18 protein-coding genes are annotated in these 18,452 nt (G+C 66.0%); 4 read left to right on the forward strand and 14 right to left on the reverse strand.

The window, feature by feature from the left end; genetic code table 11:
- Positions 1–133 precede the first annotated feature (133 nt).
- From KVT39_RS23985 to KVT39_RS24020, 8 genes are all read right to left on the reverse strand, one after another.
- Entirely contained in the window at positions 134–1,294 is a 1,161-nt protein-coding gene (locus tag KVT39_RS23985) for an NAD(P)/FAD-dependent oxidoreductase (protein ID WP_175749682.1), read from the reverse strand.
- 33 nt (positions 1,295–1,327) lie between these two features.
- On the reverse strand, positions 1,328–3,448 hold the full coding sequence (locus tag KVT39_RS23990) for a LodA/GoxA family CTQ-dependent oxidase (RefSeq protein WP_175749683.1): 2,121 nt from the start codon (positions 3,446–3,448) through the stop codon (positions 1,328–1,330).
- 82 nt (positions 3,449–3,530) lie between these two features.
- Entirely contained in the window at positions 3,531–4,811 is a 1,281-nt protein-coding gene (locus tag KVT39_RS23995; protein ID WP_146120842.1) for a hypothetical protein, read from the reverse strand.
- Between the two features lie 525 nt (positions 4,812–5,336).
- Positions 5,337–6,428 carry a porin gene (locus tag KVT39_RS24000; protein ID WP_217590349.1) on the reverse strand — a complete coding sequence of 364 codons (1,092 nt, stop codon included), beginning with the start codon at positions 6,426–6,428 and terminating at the stop codon, positions 5,337–5,339.
- 176 nt (positions 6,429–6,604) lie between these two features.
- Positions 6,605–7,327 carry an SDR family NAD(P)-dependent oxidoreductase gene (locus KVT39_RS24005; RefSeq protein WP_217590350.1) on the reverse strand — a complete coding sequence of 241 codons (723 nt, stop codon included), beginning with the start codon at positions 7,325–7,327 and terminating at the stop codon, positions 6,605–6,607.
- Complete coding sequence (locus KVT39_RS24010; protein ID WP_217590351.1) at positions 7,305–8,426, reverse strand: 2,3-butanediol dehydrogenase; 1,122 nt, start codon at positions 8,424–8,426, stop codon at positions 7,305–7,307. Before KVT39_RS24010 ends, KVT39_RS24005 begins: the two co-directional genes overlap by 23 nt.
- 1 nt (position 8,427) lies before the next feature.
- On the reverse strand, positions 8,428–9,732 hold the full coding sequence (locus tag KVT39_RS24015) for an MFS transporter (RefSeq protein ID WP_217590352.1): 1,305 nt from the start codon (positions 9,730–9,732) through the stop codon (positions 8,428–8,430).
- Positions 9,733–9,750: 18 nt separating this feature from the next.
- Positions 9,751–10,284: a 2,4'-dihydroxyacetophenone dioxygenase family protein gene (locus tag KVT39_RS24020; RefSeq protein WP_217590353.1), complete on the reverse strand. Its 534-nt coding sequence runs from the start codon at positions 10,282–10,284 to the stop codon at positions 9,751–9,753.
- 184 nt (positions 10,285–10,468) lie between these two features.
- Between KVT39_RS24020 and KVT39_RS24025 the strand changes: the two genes are divergently transcribed.
- Positions 10,469–11,449, forward strand: coding sequence for a helix-turn-helix domain-containing protein (locus KVT39_RS24025; protein ID WP_034181472.1), 981 nt, complete (start codon positions 10,469–10,471; stop codon positions 11,447–11,449).
- A gap of 77 nt (positions 11,450–11,526) precedes the next feature.
- Here KVT39_RS24025 and KVT39_RS24030 read toward each other — a convergent pair whose 3' ends face one another.
- Together KVT39_RS24030 and KVT39_RS24035 are read right to left on the reverse strand one after the other, a co-directional pair.
- The gene (locus KVT39_RS24030; protein WP_175749689.1) at positions 11,527–12,474 is read right to left on the reverse strand and encodes an aldo/keto reductase; all 948 of its coding nucleotides are present in this window, start codon (positions 12,472–12,474) and stop codon (positions 11,527–11,529) included.
- Positions 12,475–12,860: 386 nt separating this feature from the next.
- On the reverse strand, positions 12,861–13,481 hold the full coding sequence (locus KVT39_RS24035) for a LysE/ArgO family amino acid transporter (protein ID WP_034181470.1): 621 nt from the start codon (positions 13,479–13,481) through the stop codon (positions 12,861–12,863).
- Positions 13,482–13,599: 118 nt separating this feature from the next.
- On the opposite strand from KVT39_RS24035, the gene KVT39_RS24040 reads away from it, so the two are divergent.
- A complete protein-coding gene (locus tag KVT39_RS24040; RefSeq protein WP_175749691.1) occupies positions 13,600–14,493 on the forward strand; it encodes a LysR family transcriptional regulator ArgP in 894 nt (297 codons plus the stop codon).
- 48 nt (positions 14,494–14,541) lie between these two features.
- Here KVT39_RS24040 and fnr read toward each other — a convergent pair whose 3' ends face one another.
- The 4 genes from fnr to KVT39_RS24060 form a co-directional block, all read right to left on the reverse strand.
- On the reverse strand, positions 14,542–15,288 hold the full coding sequence (gene fnr, locus KVT39_RS24045) for a fumarate/nitrate reduction transcriptional regulator Fnr (protein WP_034181468.1): 747 nt from the start codon (positions 15,286–15,288) through the stop codon (positions 14,542–14,544).
- A 103-nt stretch (positions 15,289–15,391) separates the two neighbouring features.
- Positions 15,392–15,859 (reverse strand): universal stress protein, encoded by a 468-nt coding sequence (locus tag KVT39_RS24050; RefSeq protein WP_034181467.1) that lies wholly within the window; start codon positions 15,857–15,859, stop codon positions 15,392–15,394.
- 399 nt (positions 15,860–16,258) lie between these two features.
- Entirely contained in the window at positions 16,259–16,426 is a 168-nt protein-coding gene (locus tag KVT39_RS24055; RefSeq protein WP_175749692.1) for a hypothetical protein, read from the reverse strand.
- A 29-nt stretch (positions 16,427–16,455) separates the two neighbouring features.
- Positions 16,456–16,866, reverse strand: coding sequence for a DUF3005 domain-containing protein (locus KVT39_RS24060; RefSeq protein ID WP_175749693.1), 411 nt, complete (start codon positions 16,864–16,866; stop codon positions 16,456–16,458).
- Between the two features lie 277 nt (positions 16,867–17,143).
- On the opposite strand from KVT39_RS24060, the gene KVT39_RS24065 reads away from it, so the two are divergent.
- Positions 17,144–17,377 (forward strand): hypothetical protein, encoded by a 234-nt coding sequence (locus KVT39_RS24065; protein WP_034181465.1) that lies wholly within the window; start codon positions 17,144–17,146, stop codon positions 17,375–17,377.
- Between the two features lie 138 nt (positions 17,378–17,515).
- Positions 17,516–18,436, forward strand: coding sequence for a serine O-acetyltransferase EpsC (gene epsC / locus KVT39_RS24070; protein ID WP_034181464.1), 921 nt, complete (start codon positions 17,516–17,518; stop codon positions 18,434–18,436).
- Positions 18,437–18,452: the final 16 nt, after the last annotated feature.

The following is an 18,452-nucleotide window of genomic DNA, read 5'->3' on the forward strand; positions in this document are numbered from 1 at the left end:
GAAATCGGGCGCGCGGAAGAGTATCGACAGCGTACGAAGGATTGACCGGAGAATCGATTACACGTGGTTACAGTGAGCATATGACGCGGTGCGTGACGGTGCCGACGCAGGACAACGGTGTCGCGGGCGCACGTCATCCGAGGTTCGACGATTCGGTGCACTGCCTCCAGAAATCCGCTGCCGGCCAACGCTGTTCGAGGCTGTAGAAGTGATGCCGCATCTGCAGGTACTGCCGGTATTGCGCTTGCACCATCCGCGAGAACGCGTCCAGCGCATCAGAATCGCCGCCTATCCGCTTCCGGATCGCTTCCGCCGCCGCGACGCCATGCGATAGCGACTTGATGATGCCTTGAGCGGTGATGGGATCGTAGGCCGACGCGGCATCGCCGATTGCCAGCCAGCGATCGCCGTACAGTCGGTCGAGATGTTGGGACGGCGCGGGATACGATTTCAGGCGCAGATCCAGCAGATTCAGGCCCAGGTCGCACACGAGCTGCCAGGTGCGCCGTGCGGCCCGCAGCATGCGATGCCAGGGTTCCGGCTGATGCAGCCGCATCGTCCGGACTGCCTGCGCATGCGTGGCGAACATGACGACGACCGTATTGCCGGGCACGGACGCGAGATACCACCAGCCATGCTCGGCCGCCTCGAGGTGAGTCAGCATCGAAGCAGGCGCGCCGGTATCCGGTCGCGCAAGCCTTGCCGCAATGCAGATCAGCGGATTCGAATCGAGCCGTATCGCGCCACGCTGCCGTGCAAATACCGAGCGTGCGCCGCTGGCGTCCACGACGAAATCCGCCTGGACCCGCGACGCGACATGTGCCGCGCGCCCCAGGCTCAACGCGTACCCGGACGGGGCGCCCGGCCCGGACGCCAGAAGCGCATGCCCGGTCAGCAATTCCGCGCCCGCGGCGCGCGCTTGCGACGCGAGGAATGCGTCGAACCTGCGCCGGTCGAGATGCCAGCCATGCCCGTGCGGGCTCAGCACGGAATCGTTATAGCCGCGCTTGTCGCTGCCCCAGTATGAGCAGCTGCCGTAGCAGGGCTCGTGCGCCTGCGCGACGAAGGCTTCGTCGATGCCGAGGTGCCGGAACAGTATCCGGCTCTCCGGCGGAATGCTCTCGCCGATCCGTGCGTCGGCATAGGAACCGGCTTCGACGACCAGGACGTCGGTGATGCCGGCTCTTGCCAACGCCAGCGCACAACTGCTGCCCGCCGGCCCGCCGCCGATCACCGCGACCCGGTAGCGGGCCTGGCCGGGCGCCAGCGCATCCGGGCGTTCGATGGTCGGCATTGGCGTGACCCGTTCGGCGCGCATCTCGTGACCTCAGCCGTTATCGGGCGGCAGGAGCGTGTCGGTCACGGTGTTGGGCCATGGTTGAACGAGGTTGCTGTAGTCCCTCTTGAAGAGGCTTTGCACTTCGAGATAGTAGTTCGGCGGATAACTGCTGTCGTACCGATCGATCGCCACTCCCTGGATGACGAAGCCGATCTTGTCCCAGTTGAGCAGGAAGTCGGGGCGATTCTGATAGCGCCCGACATTCATGGGCGGCGAGTTGAAGGTCCTGGTCGAATCCTGCTGAATGGCGGCTGTGCCTTCCCCGCGTAACGAGTAACGCTGCACGGGCAACTCGCCGTGGTTCGCGACCAGGTCGTCGTAGGTGTAAACGGCCACCGGCCGCTGCGCGGGCCAGGACCAGTACAAGGTCGTGTTCACGCCGCTATAGACGTTGCTGCCGTCCGGATTGATTTCGCCGCCGGGATTGGGCGAAGGCAAGTGCGTCGAACAGGAGTTGTAGTCGGTGTGCCACGGAATCGACATGAACTTGCACAGATCGCCCGGCTCGACCTTGGCGTCGCGCCGCGGGAAATAACCGACACCGAGGAACGGCTTGTTTGCGCTGACGGTCGTGTAGTCGAGCTTGCGCATGTTGATGCGGAACGGGCCGACCACCGGGCCGACCGCGTGATCGGCCGACCAGCTCGGGTTGTACAGGTTGGGATCGCGGACGATGAACGTCAGGTCGATGCCGGGGCTGAGACGTCCGCCGAGGCAGTTCGAGAGCACGATCCTGTCGAGCGCTTCGCCGGGGCCGTACGACGCCGGCGTGGCTTGCTCGGACATGCCGTTCGCCCATTGCTGGACGAAAAAGTACTGTGAGTCGGTCAGGGTCAGGAAGCTGCTCTGGTTGTCGCCCAGCGCGAGCGGCATCAGCGGCGAGCCGACCGTCGACGATGGCGAATTCGGATGCGGACTCCGGATGAACGACATGATGTTGAAGGGCGGCCTGGCGGCCGTCAGCTGGTCGATATTCTCGTGGCTCTTCATTGCCTTGGCCGGCAAATTGGTATTCCACATCTGCAAGGACGCCGCGCGCAGGATCGGGAAGACATGTTCGTCGAACGACGGCCGGAAGTCCTGCCGGTAAACGAGGCCATTGTGGATGTCGGGCCGCAGCATGAATGTCTCGATCCAGGTGGTCAGGATCTCGTCCCACAGCGTCACGACGTTTCTCGTCTGAGGCGCGTATGCCGGATCGGTCGAGACCACCCACGCGCTGCTGTCGGCGGCGCGCACGGTGTCGTCGCTGAAAACGATCCACGCGGTCACCGGGCCGTCGCCGGTATCGTCGAGCCAGTTGTCGTTGTCGACATCCTGCCCCAGGGCGGCGTCGGCGGTCGCGCGGCCGTTGGCGTCGAACCCGCACGCAAGGCCGAATGCGCCCAGCACGAGCAGGCGTCCGTTCGGCTCCGTGGTCATCGCGCCGAGCGTGGTGATCGGTGTGCATCCCGATGCGGGCGGCAAGCTCGCCACGTTCGACGCGGGAAACGAGATCGGATAGCGCGGCACGTCGACCACCTCGCCGGAGGACGAGCCATAGCTCGCCCGCGTGTTCTTGTCGAACTCGACGGTTCCGCCCGCGGATGCCTTGATCGCGCGCGGCCCCGCATCGATGACGAGCTTTTGCAGCCGCGTCGTGTTCGAAGGATCGGACGTCGACGCAAAACCCGCGTTGCGGATCGGCGGATGCTTGTCGTTCTCGTAGGCGGGCAGTCCCGCGGGCGTCGACTCCAGCACCCAGCAGTTGGCCTTCTTGTTGGCGAGGTGCACGGTCCAAACGATGTCCTTCACGACCTTGCCGTCGACCGAAGAGCCGATCACGACTTCGGTGCCCGACCCGGACGGATAGCGGTTCAAAGTCGCGTCGTCATACTGATAGATTCTGAAGCGCGCGGCTTGCCGCTTGAGGCGCCCCCGGGCATCGCGCAGGTCGCCGCTGGTGATCGGTGTATTTTCCGTGCCCGGCTTGATCGGCAGCCCTCCCGTGAGAGCTTGCCCGGCGATCGGCAGCCCGGCCGAGGTTTCCGGCGCAATGTAGTACTCCTGGCTGCTACCGACACGCGCGAATCCGATAGCGGGATGGATGCGTAACTTCGTATTTGACATGACGGGCCTCTGGAAGCTCGATGGCGGTCGTGCAGGATGTCGCCGTCCTGCACGGATGGACTGAAGCGGAACCGTGCCGGCGCTATCGCTGGATCTGCGGGTTGTTCATGTACTTGCGCAGCAGGATGTGGCTGGTGCTGATTTCCTTGCCCGGCAGCGTCAGTGTCAGGTCGTTGGTGTCGGTGACGGCCATTGAGTTGTGACAGCTGAAGCATTGATTCTTCGAAACCTGGTTCTGCGTGAAGGTCTCGATGACCGAGTTGGACAGTTTCGGCGCGCCGCGGATGGGCGCGGGGTCGAAGTTGGGACTCCAGTCGGGGCGGAACGGCTCGTCGGGATCCTTGATCCAGACTGCGCCCACTTCCCTGTAGTACTGCCAGACGGAATTGCGCTTCTTCAGACGGGCCAGGATGTCGCTGTTGAGTTGCTCGATGTTGGGCTGGTTTATTTTGATGTCTGCCCCGCCGAACTGGTATTGCCGGCACACCTGCGTGATCGGGGTCAGTATCTGGGTCTGCTCGTCGATCGTCACCCGCGTCGCATTGTTGACGTTGCAATCCGAGGCCTTGGTGCCCGCCTTGTAGAACGTGAACGACTTGTCGGAGACCGGCTGCGACGGTTGCTGGTCGGACTTGAAGTCCGGCGCATTGTCGACGTGCTCGAACGTCGACCAGATCGCCTCCGGATGACCGTTGACGACCCACGCGATATGAAACCCGACGAGCGCGACCTTCACGGTGGCGGTCCTGGGTTGCGGCGGGATGCCGACGGAATTGCCCACCTTCGAGAGCAGCTGGATCTTCGCGGTGGTCGTATAGAAGCGGCTCGTGTCTTCATTCGCACCGACGATTTTCCACGCTGCTTTGAGCGACAGCGCACCGTTCGTGAATTCGAGCTTGGGTGACGCGTTCTTCATGCCCGCACGTGTATACAACTGATTCGTGATCGCGAAATCGCGATAAATGGAATTGATGTACATGTTCGTGTAGACCGCTCGGCCGTTCTGGTCGACCACGATGCCGAGCGAATCCGCCTGTTGCACGCCGTCGAGCACGTGCTCGGTAGGCGCCGCCGCGTTCGGGTCGATTGCCGCATCGGAATACAGGCTGTTGAAGCGCGGCGCGCCGTTCAGCGTGTCGGTCAGCCACAGGAACGCGTGCCAGGAGAATCTGTGGAAGTTGCAGTTCTCGTTCTTGGGGTCATTCTTATCCTGGAACTGGGGATCGAGGAAATTCGGCTCGGTGATGCCGGCGGACGTGAACCACTTGTCGAATGCCGTGCACGTTTGTACCGCCGCGGCCTGACTGAAATCGGCGCAGCAGCTCATCAAGGCGATCGCCACGCAAGTGCCAAGGCTTTTCATGCTTTTCTCCGCTCGTTAAATTGTCAGTGGGGCAAGACGCCGGATGCGGTTCGACGCGTTGCGCTTGCCTTACCGGCTGGCGTCGCAATGCGAGGCGATCGGTTCGCTTCATCGATGGAGGAAATGGAGCGACGACGTGTCGTTCCGGATCGCGCATGCCGCCGCGTCCGGGCGTTCCGGTTCATGACGCGCGAGTTGCACCGAAAGCAGGCCGGCGCGTGCCGGGCTGCGCGGCGCCGTCATCATTCAATCGGGCAATTCCCGTTCGAATCCAAGGCTAGATGGACGATGCGGTCGAATCAATTACACGCGATTACGCCGTCGGACCTGTCGCGCGTTGTGCCGCCGATACGGGTCATTGAACAGAAAGGAGAACGACGAGCCGCTTCCTGAGCGGCCGGTTTTTCTGCGAATTTTGGCCGTCAACAGAGCGACAGCGACATGGCGTCCCGAATACACCCTCGAATACTGGGGGCAGGCAATCCGGCCGCGGGGTCGCCACCAGGATTCACCGGGGGCTGGAACCTAGAACCGCGTACTGAACCCAATCCGCGCGATCGACTGCAGCGCGCCGCTCGACGCGCCGTTCGCATCCATCACGCCGTTGATCTGCGCGTTGCTGCCGCGGCTTGCGCGCTGATGCACGCCCGCCACGTACACCATCGTGCGCTTCGACAGCCAGTACTGAACGGCCGCCAGGATCTGATGCGCATGCGCGTTGTCGAGCGTGTCGTTGCCCTTCATGTACGTGTACGACGCGCCGACCACCCACGCAGGCGACGGATGCCACGCCGCGCCCGCTTCCGCCGACCAGACGCCCGCGCCGTTCTGCGCGTTGCGTACGGTTGTGAAGAGCGCCTTCCCCGTGACCGTGCCGAGCGTGTAGTGCACGCCCGCGCCCCAGTTGCGCACGCTGGTCGGCGTCATCCCGGCCGCCGCGCCGTATTTCTGGTTCGTATAGGCCGCGCCCGCGCCGAACGGGCCGTTGTCGTAGCTCGCGCCGACGCTGACCGTGTTGTTCGCGCCGATCGACCCCGCGACGTTGCCGAAGCCGTACAGCGCGCCGAAGATCAGACCCGACAGCGACGGGCTCGTGTATTTGACGGAATTCGCGACGCGATTGCTGCCTGCGACGCGATCCCAGTCGAACGCGCCGGTCGGGTTGTTCGGCAGCGCGAGCTGGTCGAACGGCCCGTTGCGAAAACCGTACAGGCCGACGAGATCCTGCGCGATCTCGTTGCCGCTGGCGGCGAGCGCATCGACCATGAACTCGTACTGGTTGCCGAGCGTGAGCTTGCCGTAGCGGTCGTTTTCGAGCCCGACGTAGGCCTGCCGCGCGAACAACCCGCCGCCGATGATCGAACCGTTGCCGAGCGAATACTGGTTGACGAGCCGGAAGATCGCGCGCGTGCCCGCTCCGAGATCCTCCTTGCCTTCGAAACCGAGCAGGTTCGGAAAGAAGATGTTGTCGTCGAATTTCGCGTTTCCGTGGCCGCCTTCGTTGCTGACATAGCTGATGCCGGCATCCATCAGCCCGAACATCGTCACGCTGCTCTGTGCGAACGACGCGGCCGGAATCGCACAGGCCACGAGTGCCAGAAGGGTCTTTTTCGTCATCTCCAGATGCTCCTCACATGTTTCCGATCGAGTCGGATATTTTTGATTGGACTACTGATTGATATGAATAAGCCTGAACCGGGATGATTCCGATTCGGGTGCAACCGAAGGGGAATGGGCTGCGCACGGCGCATCGGGAGCGACTGCCTGCCCGTCGACACGGCGTGCGCCGGGCGCTATACCGTCGAATACCCGCCGTCCACCGGCACGACCGCGCCGGTCACGAACGACGCGCCGGGCGAGCACAGGAACAGGATCACTTCCGCGACTTCGTCGGCCGTACCCCAGCGCCCGAGCGGTGTGCGCTCGAGGATCTGTCGCGAGGCCTGACTGTCGGCCATCAGCCCGCTGCTGAGCGGCGTGTCGATCCAGCCGGGCGCAATCGCGTTCACGCGGATGCCGCGCTCGGCCCACGCCTGCGCGAGCGAGCGCGTGAGCTGCGCGATGCCGCCCTTGCTCGCGCTGTACGCGGGCCGGTCCTTGCTGCCGAAGTACGTGTACATCGACGCGATGTTGACGATGCTGCCGCCGTGCGCCGACAGCGCCGGCAGCGCGGCGTCGGATGCGCGCATCACCGACGTCAGGTTCACGTTCAGCACGAGCTCGAACTGGTCCATCCGGTATTCGTCCGCGTGCCGGCTGATGCCGGCGCCGTTGACGAGCACGTCGAGTCGCGGCAGCGCGGCGATCGTGCGCGTCAGCGCATCGCTGTCGGTCACGTTCAGTTCGATGCACCGAATGCGCTCGTGCACGGGCGCATGCGGGCCGGCGGCGTCGAGCCCGAGCGCGACGACCGATGCGCCGGCTTCCGCGAACCGCCATGCGGTGCGCGCGCCGATGCCTGATGTGCCGCCCGTCACGACGACGGTCTTGCCTTCAAACGCCAACGGACGACTCATGCTCGATGCTCCCGACGGTGTGTGCGCGGCGGGCGCACCGCTGCGCGGGGGAAACCAGGATCTTGATCTGCGTGCGATCGGCGAGCAGCGCGTCGAAGCCGTCGGCGACGGCATCTTCGAGCGACACGGTGCGCGTGACGATCGACGTGAGGTCGAGCGCGCCCGACGCGACGATGCGCAGCAGGTCTTCGTATGCATGCCGGTAGCCGACGCTCGCCGTGAAGGTCAGTTCATCGTTGACCGCGCGGAACGCATCGAAGCCCGCATGCGGCATCAGGCCGACCATTACGACGCGGCCGCCCTTGCGCAGCGCGTGCATCGCCGCTTCGAACGTGGCGGGCAACCCGGCCGCCTCGAAGCTCGCATCGACGCCGAGCCCGCCCGATGCCTCGCGGATCGCGTCGCGCAGCACGGACGCGTCGAGCGAGCGCGCGTTGAACGTGTGCGTCGCACCGAGACGCGCGGCGGCCGCGAGGCGCTCGGGCGACACGTCGACCGCGACGATGGTCGTCGCGCCCTGCAGCTTCGCGAGCTGGATCAGCAGCAGGCCGATCGGCCCGAGCCCGAATACCGCGCAGGTGTCGCCGAGCCGGAGTTCGGCGCGGCGCAACGCATGCAGCGCGACGGCGGCGGGTTCGATCACGGCGGCCTGTTCGAGACTGACGCCGTCGGGCAGCCGATGCAGCATATAGGCCGGCACGACCGCGAAATCGGCCATCCCTCCGTCGCCCATCAGGCCCGCGAAGCCCATCGACACGCACAGGTTGTACGACCCCGTGCGGCAGTACGCGCATTGGTGGCAGCGATATTCGGGCTCGACGGCGACGCAGTCGCCCGGGTTCAGTGTCGTCACGCCCTCGCCGACTTCGACGACGGTGCCGCAGAACTCGTGGCCGAGCGTCAGCGGCGCGGTGCGCCGCGACAGCGGGTGCGGCGTGTCGACCGGAATCGCGTGCGGGCCGTCCGCGTATTCGTGCAGGTCGCTGCCGCAGATGCCGCAATACGCGACCGCGATGCGCACCTCGCCCGGCCCGACGCGCGGCGTGTCGATTTCCACGAGACGGACGTCGCGCGGGCCATGCCATTGAAGTGCACGCATGTCAGCGTCCTCCGAGGTTCTGCGTATCGAGACGGTTCGCGGCGGCGCCGGCGGGCGCGCGCTTGCGCAGCACGGCGGGCGCGGTTTCGACGAGGCCGAACGACAGCACGCACGCGAGAATCGCGCCGGTTGCCGACGTCCACATCGCGAACTGCAGGCCGTAGCGGTCGGCCGCGAAGCCGGCGACGGTCGGCGCGACGAAGCCGCCGATCAGCTCGCCGGCGCCCATGATCAGCCCGAGCGCGCTGGCGATCGCGCGCGGCGGCACCGTTTCGGCCGGGATCGTCGCCATGAACAGCGTGAAGCAGCCAAGGCCCGTGTAGGTCGCGAGCACGAGCGCGCAGAGCGCCCACAGCGAATTCGCGTGAATCATCGCGACCGGGCACGCGGCGGCGACCAGCGCAAACACGATCATCGTCGGCCTGCGGCCGATCCGGTCGGAGATCGCCGGCACCGCGAAGCCCCAGAACACCCATGCGGCGCCGAGGCAGGTCATCACGACGCCCATGTCGGACGGCGAAAGATGGCGGCTGTCGACGAGGAAGACCGGCGCGAACGAGATGATCACGACGAACCACGTGAGGAAGAAGCAACTGATCAACACGCAGAGCAGGATGTTGCGTTCCTTCAGCAGCGCCCAGCGGCTGACGGCCGCGCCGCCCGCCGCTGCCGCGCCGACGGTGTCGGCCTGCGCATGCCGTGCGCCGCCGGGCGGCATTTCGCGAACCCAGCGCCAGATGCAGAAGGCGATCAGGAAGCCCGGAATGCACGATACGTAGAACGCCTCGCGCCAGCCGTACGCGGTTGCGATGCCGATCACGATCGGCGGGCCGATCATCGCGCCGAGCAGGCCGGCGGCCGAGCCTTGCAGCAGGCCCATGTTCAGCCCGCGGCGGCTCGGCGTCGAACTCTCGACCATCAGCGACTGCGACAGCGGCAGCACGGGGCCTTCGGCGATGCCCATCAGCGCACGGAATGCGATCAGGCTCGCGAAGCCGCCGACGAACCCCGACAGCGCCGAGCACACGGAAAAGCCGAGCACGGCCGCGATCAGCAGCGGCTTGCGCGTGCCGCGCGCGTCGGACCACGCACCGGTCGCGGCGCCGGACAGCGCCCACGTGAGCGCGAGCGCGGACGACACCATGCCGAGCTGCGCATTCGTCAGGTGCAGTTCGGCCGACATGAACGGGAACAGGAACGACAGCGCGAGGCGGTCGAAGAACACGAAGCCGAACGTCATGAACAGGATCAGCAGCAGCCTGTTCTCGTACGTCCATGCGAGTTTGGGGGAAGGGTGGGATGTCATGGCGGGCCCCGTCGCGCGTCAGCGGAACAGCTTCTCGATCGCTTGCGCGCCGAGGCCGACCTTCTCGTAATGCGCCTTGCACATCGCGATGTACGAATGCACGTCGAAATAGCCGTCGGGGTTGCCTTCTTCGTCGAGCCAGATCAGCGGCCCCTTGACGATGAAGAACGCGCGCATCGGCTCGGGGTGATCGAACGCGACGAGCGTGTGGCCTTCGCCTGGCGTCTCGTACACGAAATCGCCCTTCGTCGCGGTCCATTCGTGCTCCAGATAGCCCCATTTGCCGGACAACGTGTACGCGAATACCTCGTGCGGGTGATAGTGCCGGTTCACGAGCCCTGCTTCCTTTGCCATCAGGATGTCGCACCATTTGTTCTGCGACGGCGAGATCCACAGCGGCCGCGACGAAACCGTTTCGGTGAACGGAACGTAATAGCGCTTGTCGTCGGTGGCCGCGTTCGCGATGTAGGCTTCCGGCAGCGCATCGGGCTTGAACGGATTGGCAATCGGCGGGATGTTTTGCCAGAATTCGGCTACGGCTTTGTCGACCACGGTTCGTCTCCTTGTGTTTGGATGTCGTGGGCTCGACTTTAGCCAGCCGGTGCGCGCCGCTCTTGACTGGGCTGGACGAATTGCTTGATCGGGCCGGACATCGCACCGCACGACGTTTAAACGATCCATCCCCCAATTCCGCAATGCATGCCGCTCTGGACGACGGGCGTCAGCAGGAGGCGACGTGACGAATTCGACCGTTTTTTCACGCACGCGAGGCTCGACGGCCGACGTGCCGGCGCGCGACAGGATGGCGTACTGGGATGCGTTCAACGCGGCGACGCTGGTCGGCCTGCGCTGCTCGTCGCTGTCGCCGGCCGGGCTCGAAGTCGAGAAGACCGACATCGCGCTGCCGGGCCTCGGCATCGCCGACATCAGCGGCCAGGATCACGTGATCGAGCGCAGCCCTGCGTTGGTGCGCCAACTGCCGAAGGAATCGCTGTTCGCGTGCCAGATCCTGAGCGGGCGCGCGTATTTCATCCAGCGTGACCGGTGCCTGCTCGCGGAAGCCGGCGATGTCGTCGTCTACGACACGCGCGTGCCATATCTGTTCGGATTCCTGACGCCGATGCGGCAGCTGCTGATCGATGTCCCGATCGCGACGTTCGACGACCGGCTCGACGCGGAGCTGGCGGCGCTGCCGCTGCGGATCGCGCCGAAGCCGGGCGCGGGTGCGATGCTCGGCGCGACGCTGAGGGCGAGCGTCGAGCGCTTCATGAAGGATCCGGTCGAGTGCGATGCCGCGCGCTTTGCCGAGCGCACGCGCACGCTGGTCGCGGAACTGATCGACACGGAAGTGAACGGTGCGGGCGCATCGCGTGCTTCGCTGTCGTACCTGCTGACCGCGAAGCAGTACATCGCGACGCATCTCGGCGAGCCGGAGCTCGGGCCGCAGGCGGTTGCCGACGCGGTCGGGCTGTCGCTGCGTCATCTCGGCCGGCTCTTTGCGGCCGAAGGCGAGTCGATCACGCAGCACATCTGGTCGGAACGGCTGGCGCACGCGCATCGCGAGCTGACGGATGCGCGGCTGCGCAAGACGAGCGTCGGCGAGATCGCGTTTCGCTGGGGGTTCTCGAGCCAGGCGCATTTCAGCCGCGCGATTCGCGAGCGCTACGGCGCGTCGCCGATGGCGCTGCGCGATGCGGCGCCGCGCGGCGCCGTTTAGCGGAGCGCGGATGACGCAGGCCGATCGCGGAACCGCAAGACCGCGCGATTCGATCGACCGGCCTGCCGCCCACGACGTCAGGTTGCGCTGGCCTCGTCGATCTGGCGGATGTCGTCCTGATCGAGCCGGATGCGGATCGCTTCGCCGAGCAATGCGAGCTGCGCGAGCGACGTCGCGCTCGCGATCGGCGCGGTGATCGTCGGCCGCGCGATCTGCCACGCGAGCGCGATTGCGGCCGGCTGCGTGCCGTGCTTCGCCGACACGGCGTCGAGCGCGGCGAGAATGCGCAGGCCGCGTTCGTCGAGATAACCGGCGACGCGATCGCCGCGCACGCTCTTCTTCAGGTCGGCCTCGCTGCGGTACTTGCCCGACAGGAAACCGCTCGCGAGCGCGTAATAGTTGACGACGCCGAGCTTCAGGTCGCGCACGACCGGCTCGAGATCGCGTTCGTAGTCGGCGCGGTCGATCAGGTTGTATTCGGGCTGGATGACCTGGTACGCGGGCAGGCCGTCGCGCTTGCTGATGTCGGCGGCTTCGCGCAGGCGCGCGCCGCTGTAGTTCGATGCGCCGATGATGCGCACCTTGCCCGCGTCGATCAGCGTCTGGTATGCGCCGAGCGTTTCCTCGAGCGGGGCCGTATCGGCGAGGTCGCGGTGCGAGAAATACAGGTCGATGTAGTCGGTCTGCAGGCGGCGCAGCGAATCGTCGGCGGCCTGCAGGATGTTGTCCTTCGTCAGGCCCGCGCGTGTCGAAAGCAGGCCGACCTTGGTCGCGATCACGACCTGCTCGCGCTTGCCGGAACGCTTGAGCCACTTGCCGATGATCGTTTCCGATTCGCCGCCGCTGTTGCCGGGCGCCCAGGCCGAATAGACGTCGGCCGTGTCGATGAAGTTGATGCCGGTGTCGGCGAGCGCGTCGAGCAGCGAAAACGACGCGTTTTCGTCGACGGTCCAGCCGAAGACGTTGCCGCCGAACGCGAGCGGCGAAACCTGGATGTTCGACGTGCCGAGAGTGCGTAGTGCCATGTTCTGCTCCGATATCGGTGGGGTGACGGGATTGAACTGAGCGATTGGCCAGGTCGAGCGCGACGAGACGGCGGGGTGCGCGGTGCGGTTCCGCCGTTGTCGCAGGACACCGGTCATTCTCTCCGATCGATCGGATTCGTGCAGGCGGCGTGTCGCCGCGATGATGGACGGCTTGGGACAGATGACGGACGCATCGTCCGTCACGTTGGCGGTCCGTACGGCTGCGTTGGATCCGGAGCTGAATTTCGCGGCGGCGATGCGCTGCGGGAAGCGAGATGCCGTGTCGGCGGAAGCGGGCGGGGGCGGGAGGGACGGATGCCCCGACGTTGCGCCGGAGCGGATCGGCAGACGGGCGGCACGCGGCCGCCCGTGCGACGGCGAGTCGGTCAGCGCAACTGCACCGCCGCGAGAAACAGCACCATGCTGCCGATCGCGCCATCCAGCACGCGCCACGCAACGGCCTTGCGGAACCACGGCGCCAGCAATCGCGCACCGTAGCCGAGCCCGAGAAACCACACGACGCTGACCGCCATCGCGCCGATCGCGAACGCGAGCCGTGCGCCTTCCGGCTCGCGCGCGCCGGCCGTGCCGATCAGCAGGAACGTGTCGAGATATACGTGCGGGTTGAGCCACGTGAACGCGAGCGTCATCAGCACGATCGCGAGCCCGCTCTGCGGCGGCGGCGCGACCGCGTCGCCGCGCACGTCGAGCGTTGCGTGGCCCGGCTTGAACGCGCGGCGCAGCGCGTTGATGCCGAACCATGCGAGATACGCGAGGCCGACGTACAGCACCGCGTGGACGAAAGTCGGATACCGCTCGACCAGCACCGATGCGCCGCCGACGCCGGCGCCGATCAGGATCATGTCGGATAGCGCGCACAGCAGCACGATCTTGCCGACATGCGAGCGCATGATGCCTTGCCGGAGTACGAACGCGTTCTGCGCGCCGATGGTGACGATGAGCGACGCGCACAGTGCGGCGCCGTGGGAAAAAGCGAGCCAGTTCATGGTGGTGACAGCGGTAGACGCAGTAGAAGCAGTAGACGGATGAATCGGGTAGCGCTAGTCTGCGGTCAGCATGAAAATAAGAGAAGCTAATTCACCTAATGCGGATTAAGGAAATCTAATGCTCGATTACGCCCTGCTCGATGCCCTCGCGGCCGTGATCCGGTACGGCTCGTTCGAGCGCGCGGCCAAGGAGCTGAACGTCACGCCGTCGGCGGTGTCGCAGCGCGTGAAGCTGCTGGAGGAGCGTGTCGGCAGCGTGCTGGTCAAGCGCGGGCAGCCGTGCGTCGCGACGACGTCGGGCGCGCTGCTGTGCCGGCATACCGAGCGCGTACAACTGCTCGAAGCCGAACTGGGCGGCCGGATGCCGGCGCTGCCGGGCCAGATTGCGAGCGCATGGCCGATGTTGCGCGTGGCCGTCAACGACGACAGCGTCGCGACGTGGTTCATCGACGCGGTGGGGCCGTTCTGCACGGAGCGCGAAACGTTGCTCGACCTCGTGATCGACGACCAGGACTACACGGCCGCGCGCATCCGCGACGGCAGCGTGCAGGGCGCCGTGACCGCGCAGGCCGAGCCGATCCAGGGATGCCGGTCGGAGCGGCTCGGGCGGATCCGCTATCGCGCGGTGTGCTCGCCGGCGTTTTACGAACGCTATTTCGGCGCGGGCATCACGCGCGATGCGCTGCGTCGCGCGCCGTGCGTGATGTTCAATCCGAAGGACGGGCTGCAGGCGCGTTTCATCCGGCGCGTGACGCGCGCGGATCTCGATCCGCCGCAGCACTGGATACCGCACGTCGCGGGCTATCTGCGCGCATGCGAAACGGGATTGGGATGGGGGATGTGCCCGGACCGGATGGTCGACCGCCAGCTGGCGGCGAGCGAACTGGTCGACATGTCGCGCGGGCGCACCGTCGACATCGATCTTTACTGGCAGAGCTGGCGTCTGTCGATCGGCTGGCTCGACGATTTCAGCGCGGCGCTGAAGGCGCGCGCCGCGCTGTTTCTCGATTGATCGGTAACGTCACACGGGCGGCGCGCGAGATGCGCGCGCCGTGCGGGATCAGACGTGATGCAGGCCGTCGAAGTCGATGATCTGCACGTGGCGGCCCTGCATTTCGATCAGGCCGCGCTTCTGGAATTTGGACAGCGTGCGGCTGACCGTTTCGAGCGTCATGCCGAGATAGCTGCCGATGTCTTCGCGCGTCATCCGCAGGTTGAATTCCGACGGCGAGTAACCGCGCTTCAGGTAGCGCGACGATACGTCGAGCAGGAACGCGGCGACACGTTCTTCGGCATTCAGCGAACCGAGCAGCATCGTCTGCGACGTTTCGCGCACGATCTGTTCGCTCATCAGCTTGTGCATGCGCAACTGCATCGAGCCGGCTTCCGAGCACAGTGCCTTCAGCGCGCTGTACGGAATCACGCAGACGGAGCTGTCTTCGAGCGCGACCGCGGTGCGCGGATGCGTGTCGTCGCAGATGCCGTCGAGGCCGAGCGCTTCGCCCGCGAGATGCAGGCCCGTGACCTGTTCGCGGCCGTCGTGGCGCGTGGCGACGGTTTTCAGCGAACCCGAGCGTACCGCGTACAGGTTGTCGAATGCGTCGCCTTCGCGGAACAGCGCTTCGCCGCGCTTGACGGGGCGCGCCGCGCAGATGACCGACTCGAGGCGGCTGAGCGCTTCGGGCGCCAGGCCCTGCGGCATGCACAGGTGCCGCATCGCGCACGACGAGCAGTGCGCGGCCTGGCGAGGAGCCCAGCTGCCGGCATGAGGCGTGGCGGCGGTACGTGTGGCGACGGGCGTCAGCATGATCGTTTACTCCGGCGTTGAATCGACTGAATCATTGTCCCACCGCAAGTTGTCGCTGTCGGGTGACAAAACGTCGCGACCGGCCGCGGATGCCGAACGCCGTTCATGCGGCTTGCTCGTCCGTGTTGGCGGCGGCCGGAATCAGCAGCACGGGCAGCGTCGCGTGCCGCACGCATTGTTCGGCGATGCTGCCGAGCACGAGACGGCGGAACCCGCGGCGGCCGTGCGTGCCGAGCACGAGCAGATCGGCGCCGAACGCCTTCGCGCCCTCGAGGATCAGCTGCGACACATCGTTGAGCGACGTCGCTTCGGCCAGCTTCGTATCGCCTTTCACGCCCGCTGCCTGCATCAGCTTCGTGAAATCCTTCGCGAGCTCGTTGCCTTGCGCGACGAGCTGATCGCGCAGCACGGACGGATCGTAGCCCGGCACGTTGTAGTAGATCGCGGCGTTCTCGACGACGTAGAACGGTTGCAGCTCGGCGCCGTGCGCTTTCGCGAGCGCCAGCGCGGCATCGAACGCATGGCGGGACGTGTTGCTGCCGTCGACGGCAACCAGAATACGCTTGTACATAGTGTCTCCGAGTGGCGGGTTGAAACGAAGTCGGCCGGATGGCCGATCTGTCTGAGCAATGCTGCGAGGCAGGGTAAACCAACGGCGGGGACTTTGCAGTGCGGTGCCTGTGCTGCCGCGCTACAGCAGCGCCTCCGGCATCGCGGTGCACGGCCATGCACGCAATGCATGCCGCACTGCGCGACGCATTTCGCATGGCTGCATCGCATCCGTCGTTCGCGTGGCCGCCGCGCGGCTCGCGATAGCGGTTTCGAGCGATGGTGGATGAGGACCGCACCGTCGCCGGGAACGAATGCGCAGGCATCGAAATCCCGCGTTGCACCGGCGCACGCATCGCGGCGCGCGCATGCCGCACCGACACGGTGCGAAATCACGCCGATGAACCGCGCGCATCGTCATTCAATCGCAACCGCGCCGTTTCGACATGACTTCGATCAATGGATGTGCGTCGGCGCGATTCGCGGCATGCATGAAACCGCCGATGCCGACGCGCGGAATCGTTCGCTTGAGCACCTGTCGCGTGCGCCGATCCACCGGCATCGATCGTCGACCGATGCCGATCTGCAAACGAACGATCGATTCAAACGCCGCGCCGGCTACCTCGGCACGGCCGTCAGCTCGATCACGCGTTCCGGCCGCCGTCCGTGGCCGGGCCAGTACGCGCTGCCGTACATCCGATGGACGGGGCCGAACTGCGCATCGTCCGCGGGCGACGGCGCGGCGAAGCCTTTCTCGATCACCACATAGCCCGCGCGCAGCGCGAACGCCGGATGGTTGCCGCCGGTGCGGCTGTCGAAACCGGCGAGGCCGTCGCCGGCTTCGGGCATCGCATTGACGAGCGACGCGTTGCTGCCCGTGATCTGGTCGGGCGAGATCGGCCCGCCGCCGGCGAGAAGCCAGGCCTCGCGGTTCTTGCCGTCGGTGTCGACCGTGCTGTCGTGGGTGTCGTCGTTGTCGAGCTCGACGCTGTGCGGATGCAAATGACCTGCTTGACCGGATGATTCCATCACGGCTCTCCTGGCGGCGAAGCGCTTCGGATCGAAGCAAATCCCGTTCCGGGTTCGACGGGAAAAGGCGCGCGGGCGACCGCCGCGGTCGCGCGACGCGCACTGATTTGTCATGATTTATTTCAGCTAGAAGACGCGTTTTCTACAGAGTATGATTCTTTTCCTGCGAAGCGGCGACAGGGGATGCGATCTCGCCGCCTCTGCCCGCGCCGGGGCGCCGCAGCACCCTTAAAGACGGGTAGTGAACAACAAACAAGGGACTAGAGGTGGCGGATTCATGCAAGCGACTACTGCCTTCACGCACCGCGGTTATCTGTTGAATTGCGCGCCCGCGCGCGCCAGTGACGGTTCGTTCAAGCCCTACGTCGTGATCTCCCGATCGAGCGACGGGGAGTTGGTTGCGAACCGTTTTTTCCCGACCGAGCTCCAGTTCAACGACGAAGGCGCCGCGATCGCGCACGCGCGCGACTGGGCCGTGCGCTGGATCGACGCGAGCAGCATCGTGATCTGACGCCGTCGCGTTTCCGGCATCGTCGGCCGTTCGGCCGATCCCCGGTGTGCCGCTCCCGGACAAAAAACGCGGTAATCTTGCGGAACCCGTCACTTTATTAGCGGCCGTGCGACCGAGCGCGGCCGCCTGCATTTGCATATGTCGACATCACCCGTCCGTCAGTGGGGCCTCGAAGAAATCGTCGCCGGCTTGCGCGAGTCGCGCGAGGAACTCCATCGCACGCGCCATCCGCGCGGCATCCGCGAACTGCCGTCCCGCGATGCGATCTGCAAGATTGTGACCGGCCTGCGCGCGTCGATGTTTCCGACGCATTACGGCGCGCCGGATCTCACCGACGAAAGCGTCGACTACTACGTCGGCCACACGCTCGAAAGCACGCTGCGCGTGCTGTGCGAGCAGATTCGCCGCGCGCTGCCGTTCCTGCCCGAGCATGCGGACACGCCGTTCGCGGAACTCGACGAGCGCGCGTTCGAGATCGCGCGCGAGTTTGGCCGGCAGTTGCCGGCGGTCCGCGCGCTGCTCGTCAGCGACATCCAGGCCGCGTACGCGGGCGATCCGGCCGCGCAGCACATTACCGAGATCCTGCTGTGCTATCCGGGCGTGCTGGCGATGATGCACCACCGGCTCGCGCACGCGCTGCACCAGCTCGGCGTGCCGCTGCTCGCGCGCTTCATCAATGAAATCGCCCACTCGGCCACCGGCATTGACATCCACCCCGGCGCGCAGATCGGCCCGAGCTTCTTCATCGACCACGGCACCGGCGTCGTGATCGGCGAGACGGCGATCATCGGCGAGCGCGTGCGCCTGTACCAGGCCGTCACGCTCGGCGCGAAGAGCTTCCCTGCCGATGGTGAAGGTGCGCTGGTCAAGGGCAACGCACGGCACCCGATCGTCGAGGACGACGTGGTGATCTATGCGGGTGCGACGATTCTCGGCCGTGTGACGATCGGGCGCGGCTCGGTGATCGGCGGCAACGTGTGGCTCACGCACAGCGTGCCGCCCGGCACGAGCGTCGCGCAGACCAGAGCCCGCGAAGGCGGCAGCGCCGAGAAGCCGTAACGCGGCGCGCGGCCGC

Origin of the sequence: Burkholderia sp. GbtcB21, assembly GCF_019091065.1 — a bacterium.
GTDB lineage: Bacteria > Pseudomonadota > Gammaproteobacteria > Burkholderiales > Burkholderiaceae > Burkholderia > Burkholderia pyrrocinia_C.

Excerpts from the sequence above, each read along its gene's own strand:
- epsC (WP_034181464.1), top strand. The coding sequence starts at position 17,516 with ATGTCGACATCACCCGTCCGTCAGTGGGGCCTCGAAGAAATCGTCGCC.
- KVT39_RS24030 (WP_175749689.1), bottom strand. The coding sequence starts at position 12,474 with ATGGCACTACGCACTCTCGGCACGTCGAACATCCAGGTTTCGCCGCTC.
- KVT39_RS24035 (WP_034181470.1), bottom strand. The coding sequence starts at position 13,481 with ATGAACTGGCTCGCTTTTTCCCACGGCGCCGCACTGTGCGCGTCGCTC.
- KVT39_RS23985 (WP_175749682.1), bottom strand. The coding sequence starts at position 1,294 with ATGCCGACCATCGAACGCCCGGATGCGCTGGCGCCCGGCCAGGCCCGC.
- KVT39_RS24050 (WP_034181467.1), bottom strand. The coding sequence starts at position 15,859 with ATGTACAAGCGTATTCTGGTTGCCGTCGACGGCAGCAACACGTCCCGC.
- KVT39_RS23990 (WP_175749683.1), bottom strand. The coding sequence starts at position 3,448 with ATGTCAAATACGAAGTTACGCATCCATCCCGCTATCGGATTCGCGCGT.
- KVT39_RS24000 (WP_217590349.1), bottom strand. The coding sequence starts at position 6,428 with ATGACGAAAAAGACCCTTCTGGCACTCGTGGCCTGTGCGATTCCGGCC.
- KVT39_RS24015 (WP_217590352.1), bottom strand. The coding sequence starts at position 9,732 with ATGACATCCCACCCTTCCCCCAAACTCGCATGGACGTACGAGAACAGG.
- KVT39_RS24060 (WP_175749693.1), bottom strand. The coding sequence starts at position 16,866 with ATGGAATCATCCGGTCAAGCAGGTCATTTGCATCCGCACAGCGTCGAG.
- KVT39_RS24040 (WP_175749691.1), top strand. The coding sequence starts at position 13,600 with ATGCTCGATTACGCCCTGCTCGATGCCCTCGCGGCCGTGATCCGGTAC.
- KVT39_RS24005 (WP_217590350.1), bottom strand. The coding sequence starts at position 7,327 with ATGAGTCGTCCGTTGGCGTTTGAAGGCAAGACCGTCGTCGTGACGGGC.
- KVT39_RS24010 (WP_217590351.1), bottom strand. The coding sequence starts at position 8,426 with ATGCGTGCACTTCAATGGCATGGCCCGCGCGACGTCCGTCTCGTGGAA.
- KVT39_RS23995 (WP_146120842.1), bottom strand. The coding sequence starts at position 4,811 with ATGAAAAGCCTTGGCACTTGCGTGGCGATCGCCTTGATGAGCTGCTGC.
- KVT39_RS24065 (WP_034181465.1), top strand. The coding sequence starts at position 17,144 with ATGCAAGCGACTACTGCCTTCACGCACCGCGGTTATCTGTTGAATTGC.
- fnr (WP_034181468.1), bottom strand. The coding sequence starts at position 15,288 with ATGCTGACGCCCGTCGCCACACGTACCGCCGCCACGCCTCATGCCGGC.